The sequence below is a fragment of the uncultured Thermus sp. genome (assembly GCF_938010445.1).
Taxonomy (GTDB): Bacteria; Deinococcota; Deinococci; order Deinococcales; family Thermaceae; genus Thermus; species Thermus altitudinis.
Genome location: NZ_CALLUR010000149.1, coordinates 1 through 5,992, shown reverse-complemented (window position 1 = coordinate 5,992; position 5,992 = coordinate 1). Strand labels below are relative to the sequence as shown.

7 protein-coding genes, 1 pseudogene and 1 riboswitch are annotated in these 5,992 nt (G+C 64.9%); of the genes and pseudogenes, 6 read left to right on the top strand and 2 right to left on the bottom strand.

The window, feature by feature from the left end; translation table 11 throughout:
* Positions 1-270, bottom strand: a pseudogene (locus Q0693_RS08255) (hypothetical protein); the annotation flags it as partial.
* A 93-nt stretch (positions 271-363) separates the two neighbouring features.
* Here Q0693_RS08255 and Q0693_RS08250 point away from each other — a divergent pair.
* From Q0693_RS08250 to Q0693_RS08230, 5 genes are read left to right on the top strand one after another with little or no spacing between them, the layout of a single operon-like run.
* Complete coding sequence (locus Q0693_RS08250; protein WP_243029678.1) at positions 364-1,416, top strand: Mrp/NBP35 family ATP-binding protein; 1,053 nt, start codon at positions 364-366, stop codon at positions 1,414-1,416.
* Between the two features lies 1 nt (position 1,417).
* Positions 1,418-2,014: a helix-turn-helix domain-containing protein gene (locus Q0693_RS08245; protein ID WP_298630648.1), complete on the top strand. Its 597-nt coding sequence runs from the start codon at positions 1,418-1,420 to the stop codon at positions 2,012-2,014.
* A 4-nt stretch (positions 2,015-2,018) separates the two neighbouring features.
* Positions 2,019-2,783 (top strand): 50S ribosomal protein L11 methyltransferase, encoded by a 765-nt coding sequence (locus Q0693_RS08240; protein WP_298630646.1) that lies wholly within the window; start codon positions 2,019-2,021, stop codon positions 2,781-2,783.
* Positions 2,784-2,786: 3 nt separating this feature from the next.
* Positions 2,787-3,473, top strand: coding sequence for a 16S rRNA (uracil(1498)-N(3))-methyltransferase (locus Q0693_RS08235; RefSeq protein ID WP_243029681.1), 687 nt, complete (start codon positions 2,787-2,789; stop codon positions 3,471-3,473).
* Positions 3,470-3,862: a hypothetical protein gene (locus Q0693_RS08230; protein WP_298630643.1), complete on the top strand. Its 393-nt coding sequence runs from the start codon at positions 3,470-3,472 to the stop codon at positions 3,860-3,862. The genes Q0693_RS08235 and Q0693_RS08230 overlap by 4 nt, the downstream gene beginning before the upstream one ends.
* Here the strand turns inward: Q0693_RS08230 and Q0693_RS08225 are convergent.
* A complete protein-coding gene (locus tag Q0693_RS08225; RefSeq protein ID WP_243029683.1) occupies positions 3,821-4,723 on the bottom strand; it encodes an AEC family transporter in 903 nt (300 codons plus the stop codon). The two genes, Q0693_RS08230 and Q0693_RS08225, sit on opposite strands and share 42 nt — an antisense overlap.
* A gap of 9 nt (positions 4,724-4,732) precedes the next feature.
* Here Q0693_RS08225 and Q0693_RS08220 point away from each other — a divergent pair, with 9 nt between their 5' ends.
* Positions 4,733-5,578: an ornithine cyclodeaminase gene (locus Q0693_RS08220; protein ID WP_298630638.1), complete on the top strand. Its 846-nt coding sequence runs from the start codon at positions 4,733-4,735 to the stop codon at positions 5,576-5,578.
* Between the two features lie 294 nt (positions 5,579-5,872).
* A riboswitch (cobalamin riboswitch) is annotated at positions 5,873-5,992 on the top strand. This riboswitch is flagged as partial in the annotation.

Sequence of the window (5,992 nt, the reverse complement as noted above, 5' to 3'; positions counted from 1 at the left end):
CAAAAGGGCCTTGCCGCTTTCCAGGAGGACCAGGAAGCGGGTACGGTCCTCCTCGGAAAGGAGGACCGGGGCCCTATGCGGGCCCACCTTGGGGTCCTGGTCCAGCCTCTCCTTTTGCAGGAGGGCCTTGGCGGCTTCCAGAGCTTCCTCGCGGGTTTTGTAGAGGCTATAGGGGTTTACCTTGAAAAGGAGGTCATAGCCCCGGGGCCCCTGGACCAGCCAGGCCAGGTGGAGTTCATAAAAGGGTTGTTTTTGCCATTCAGGGTACATGCCGCCTCATTTTAGGCCAAGGGGGTCCTTTGGGTTGGGATCGTGAGTCCACCCCTTGCCCAAAAGCCTCCCCGGGTATACCCTGAGCCCGGTATGGCGCTTACGGAAGAAGGGGTCCTCGAGGCCCTGCGCACGGTGATGGACCCCGAGCTGGGGAAAGACCTGGTCTCCTTGGGCATGGTGGGAGAAATACGGCTAGAGGGAAGCCGGGTGGACCTCCTTATCCACCTCACCACCCCCGCCTGCCCCCTAAAGGGCCAGATTGAGGCGGATATCCACAAGGCCCTAGCCCCTTTGGGAGTGGAGGAGGTGCGGGTGCGCTTTGGCGGAGGGGTAAGGCCCCCCGAGCAGTACCCCATCCCCGGGGTGAAGCACGTGGTGGCGGTGGGCTCGGGCAAGGGCGGGGTAGGCAAGAGCACCGTGGCCGCTAACCTGGCCCTGGCCCTTCTCCAGGAGGGGGCCAGGGTGGGGCTTTTGGATGCCGACCTCTACGGGCCCAGCCAGGCCAAGATGTTCGGCCTGGAGGGGGAGAGGCTTAAGGTGGACCAAAACCGCAAGATTCTGCCCCTCGAGGCCTTTGGCCTCAAGGTCCTCTCCATCGCCAACATCGTTCCCCCGGGCCAGGCCATGATCTGGCGGGGGCCCATCCTCCACGGCACCATCAAGCAGTTCCTGGAGGACGTGAACTGGGGGGAGCTGGACTACTTGGTGGTGGACCTTCCCCCTGGAACCGGGGATGTGCAGCTGAGCCTGGCCCAGCTCACCCAGGTTTCCGGTGGGGTGATCGTAACCACCCCGCAGGAGGTGGCCCTTATAGATGCGGAAAGGGCCGCGGACATGTTTAGGAAGGTGCAGGTGCCCGTCCTGGGGGTGGTGGAGAACATGAGCCACTTCCTCTGCCCCCATTGCGGCAAGCCCACCCCCATCTTTGGGGAAGGCGGGGGCAGGCGGCTGGCGGAGAAGCTCAAGACCCGCTTCCTGGGGGAGATTCCCCTTACCATGCCCCTGCGGGAAAGCGGGGATCGGGGAAGGCCCATCCTGGTGGAGGATCCGGAGGGCCTCGAGGCGGAGGCCTTCAGGAGGGCGGCCCGGGAGCTGGCCGCCTCCTTGAGCGTGCAGGCCTTTATCGCCCTGCCCATGGCTTAAGATGGCCTTAGTCCTGGAGGGCACCAAGGAGCGGGTACTAGACCTCTTGAGGCTCAGGCCCCACACGGCCAAGGAGGTGGCGGAGGCTTTGGGGGTGAGCCGGGTGGCCGCCTTAAAGCACCTCCGGGACCTCGAGGCCCGGGGCCTGGTGCGCTCGGAGGTGAGGAAGTGCCTGGGCCGAGGCCGGCCCTACCGCCTTTATGTGGCCCAAGACAGGGAGGCCCCCTACGCCGCCCTGTGCGGGGATGTGCTTAAAGGGGTGGAAAGGGTTCTGGGCCGGGAGGGGGTGGTGCGCCTTCTTTTGGAAAGGAACCGGAGGCTGTTTGCCCCCCTGAATCTGGAGGCCCTGCCCTTACGGGATCGGCTTACCCGCCTGGCCCAGTTCCTTCGGGAGCAGGGCTACGAGGCGGAGGTGTTGGAGCACGAGGGGAAGCTCTACCTCTGCCAGAAGCGTTGCCCCAAGCTGGCCCTTTCCCGGGAGCACGAGGCCCTTTGCCAAAGTGAGCTTCTCGCCTACCAGGAGTTACTGGGCCTGCCCCTGATGCGGGAGGAGAGGTTGGCGGAGGGGGGGAACTGTTGCCGTTACCGGGTAGAATAGCGGGGTGTGGGTTTACCGCCTCAAGGGCACGGCGGCGGAGCTGGACCCCCTGGTCCCGGAACTCTTCCATCGGGGGGCTCGGGGCCTCGAGGAGCGGGAGGGGGAGGTATGGGCCTATTTCCCCGCTCCCGTGGACCTTCCCTTTGGGGGGGTGTGGGAGGAGCTCCCCGACGAGGATTGGCTTGCTGCCTGGCGCCGGGACCTTAGGCCGGTAAGGGCGGGGCCCTTTTGGGTCTTGGCCCCTTGGCATTCCCTGGAGGGCCAAGGCATCCCCTTGGTGATAGAGCCGGGAATGGCCTTCGGCACCGGGCACCACGAGACCACCCGTCTGGCCCTTTCCGCCTTGGCCCGCCATTTGCGCCCTGGGGAGAAGGTGCTGGATTTGGGCACGGGCTCGGGCATCCTGGCCATCGCCGCCGCGAAGCTGGGTGGGGAAGCCTTGGGGGTGGACATTGACGAGGCCGTCCTCCCCCAGGCGGAGGAAAACGCCAGGAGGAACGGGGTTAGGGTGCGCTTCCTCCAGGGAAGCCTGGAGGAAGCCCTACCCTATGGCCCTTTTGACCTTTTGGTGGCCAACCTGTTTGCGGAGCTTCACCAGGAGCTGGCCCCCCGGTACCGCCAGGCCCTGGCCCCTGGGGGAAGGCTTCTCCTCACGGGGATCCTGGCGGAAAAGGCCTCCTGGGTGAAGGAGGCCATGGCGAAGGCGGGACCCACCTTTCTGGAAGAGGAGAGGGAGGGGGAGTGGGTCCTCTTGGCCTACAGGGGGTAAGGCATGCGCCCGCACCGCGCCTATAGCCCAGGCCTTACCGGGGTGCTCTCCTTGAGGGAAAGCCGGCACCTCCTCGAGGTCCTAAGGGCCCAGGTGGGGGACCGGTTCACCGTCTTTGATGCCGAACGGGAGGCCTTGGCGGAGGTGGTGGAGCTGGGCCCCCCGGTGCGCTACCGCATCCTGGAGGAGCGCCGCCCCGAAAGGGAGGTGGGGGTGGAGGTGGCCCTTTACCCCGCCCTCCTCAAGGGCGATAAGCTTTCCGAGGTGGTGCGCGCGGCCACGGAGCTAGGGGCCACCCGCATCCAGCCTCTTATCACCCGGCATAGCGTGCCCAAGGAGATGGGGGAGGGAAAGCTAAGGAGGCTTCAGGCCATCGCCGTGGAGGCGGCCAAACAGTCAGGAAGGCTTAGGGTGCCCGAGGTGCTGCCGCCCATTCCCCTAGGTTCCGTCCCTCCGGTGGAACAGGGTATGGTGGCCCATCTGGGAGCCAGAAGCCGGGTGCGGGAGGTGTTGGACCTTGGGAAACCCCTGGCCTTGGCCGTGGGGCCGGAAGGGGGGTTTGCTGAGGAGGAGGTGGAGTTTCTTCAGGAAAGGGGCTTTACTCCCGTTTCCCTGGGCCGCAGGATTCTGCGGGCGGAAACCGCGGCCATCGCCCTCCTCGCCCTTTGCACGGCGGGGGAGGGGAGATGAGGCTAGGGTGGCTCTTGGGGGTTCTTCTCCTCCTGGCGGGGTGCCGCTACACCTTTTTGCCCCTGGACCCCGGGAGGCCGCTTTCTCCGGAACGGCCCTTTTTGGTGGCCCGTCTGGAGAAAGGTGCGGGCGAGGCCCACGTGGCCCTTCGTGTAGAGCGCCTTCCCCGGCCAGGCTACCTTCACCTTAAGTGGTTCCGGGAGGAGGCTTTGCTCCAGGAGAAGGTTCTTTTCCTGGAGGGGCCGGGCCTTTATGGGGTTGCCTTTCCCTTAGGGGAGGGGTACCACCGCCTGGTGGGGCTTTGGGAAGGCGGGGTGCTCTTCCAGCTGGACCTGGGAACCCCCAGCCTACCGGACCCCGATCAGGAGGAGGAAAAGGGGAATCGTTAGGAAGGATAAAAAGGTGGAAACCACCACGCTCCTCGCCACCCGGTTGGCCTCGCTGCCGAACTCCCGGGTGAGGAGAAAGGCGTTCACCGCCACTGGGGTGGCGGACTGCAACACCAGGACCTGATGTTCCAGGCGGGGAAGTCCGAGGGCGAGCCCGACGCCATAGGCCAGGAAGGGTGCCAAAAGGAGCCTGAGGAAGCTGGTTAGGCCCTCAAAGGCCCCGATGGCAAAACGGGTTTGGCCCATTTGCATTCCCAGGGTCAGGAGCAGGACGGGGATCGCGGCCTGGCCCATGAGGCGCACCCCTTCGTCCAAGCGGAAGGGGAGGCTAATCCCCAAGGCTTTTAGCATCAGGCCCAGGAAAAGGGCGTGGAAAAGGGGTAGGCGTAGGGTGAAAAGAAGCCCCTCCCTAAGGCTTCCGCCCCGGATAAAGGCCGGTCCCAACCCGAACATCACCACGCTGGAGAGGATGAAGTAGACCACGGCCCGCCTTAAGCCCTCCTCCCCTAGGGCGAAATAGACCAGGGAGAGGCCCATGTTGCCGGAGTTGGGGAAGAGGCTGCCCACCAAAAGCCCCTTGGTGACGCCGGGGGAGAGGCGGAGGAGCTTTCCCGCTCCCTGGATGGCCAGAAAGAGGAGAAAGTAGGTAAGGCTAAAGCCTAGGGTCAGTCCCCAAAGGCCTTCCCGGGAGTACTCCGCCCGGTACATGGCGTCAAAGATGAGGGCCGGCACCAGGAGGTACAGGGTAAGCCGGCTTAGGGTGGTGAGGTCCATGGGGATGCGCTTGCCCAACAGGTAACCGGCCAAAACCACCAAGGCCACGGGGAGCACGGTGTTGAGGAGAGCCTGCATGTGGGGCATTCTAAAGGCATGGGATACCTGGCTCTTTCCCAGGCCCTAAGGAAGGTCCTCCTCCGGGGAGGGGTGGCCCCCAGGCGCCAGGTTCTAACCCTTCCCCAGGGGCAGTTTCTGGTGATGCCCGCCGCCGACCGGGAGGTGGCCCTTTGCAAGCTGGTTACGGTGGAGGCTTCCCCAAGGGAAGAGGATGGGCCTCAGCGCCGGCCTTCGGTGCAGGCGGAGGTCTGGGCCAAGAGGCTGGATACCGGGGAGGTCTTCCACCTGCCGGGAGAGGAGATCACGAAAAGGCGCACGGCCGCCCTTTCCCTTTTGGCGGCTAGGCTTCTTGCGCCCAGGCAAGAGGGGGCGCTTGTATTGCTGGGGCCGGGAGCGCAGGGGGAAGCCCACCTCGAGGCCTTCGCCGAAGGTCTTCGCCTGACCAGGGTCTTTGTGCGGGGAAGGAGTCGGGACAGGTTGGCAGCTTTTATGCGGAAGGTCCGAGAGATAGGCCTTCCTGTTGAGGAATGGTTGGGCGAGGAAGTGCCCGAGGAGGTGGCCTTCATCGTCACCGCTACCCCCAGTCCCACCCCGGTGCTACCGGAAAGGGTACCGGAGGGCGCCTTCATCGCCGCCGTGGGCAGTTTCCGCCCGGAGATGCAGGAGGTCCCCCGGGCCCTGGTGGAAAGGGCTGCCGTCTACTGCGACACGGAGGACGCCCTCGTGGAGGCGGGGGAACTTCAGGGCCTTTCTAAACCCGTGGTCACCTTAAGGGAAGCCCTCTTGGGCAAGCGGGCGGAAGGGGATCCCGTGCTGTTTAAGAGCGTGGGCCACGCCCTTTTTGACCTGGCTGCGGTGCGGCACCTCCTGGGCTTGGACTAAAGGCGAACCACGATCTTTCCGGTATGCCCCCGGTCTATGAGGGCCTGGAAGGCGGCCTCAGCCTTCTTGGGCAAGCGCATGGCATTTTTCTAGCCGTGCTTCGCCCTCCTTTGGCCGGGGTGGAAGCCAGGAAAAGACCTGGGAGAGACACCCCTCTCGGTGGAGCTTGGCGACTACACCTCCAGGAGAAGGAGTGGGATGGGAGGAAGGGGCAGGTTTTCCTCCCAAAGCGGTGGCCCTTGCTTTTTTCCCCTCCAGGGTTTAGGCTGCCCCTAGGGCCCGCTAGGGCCTTAAAGCCAGGTCCGTTGCCCTGGTGCCTGGGCGCGTAGTCCAGGCTTAAAGTGGGGAAGTCCGGTGCAAGTCCGGCGCTGTCCCGCAACGGTAACCGGTCCTCCTACGTGCCTGTCTATGTAG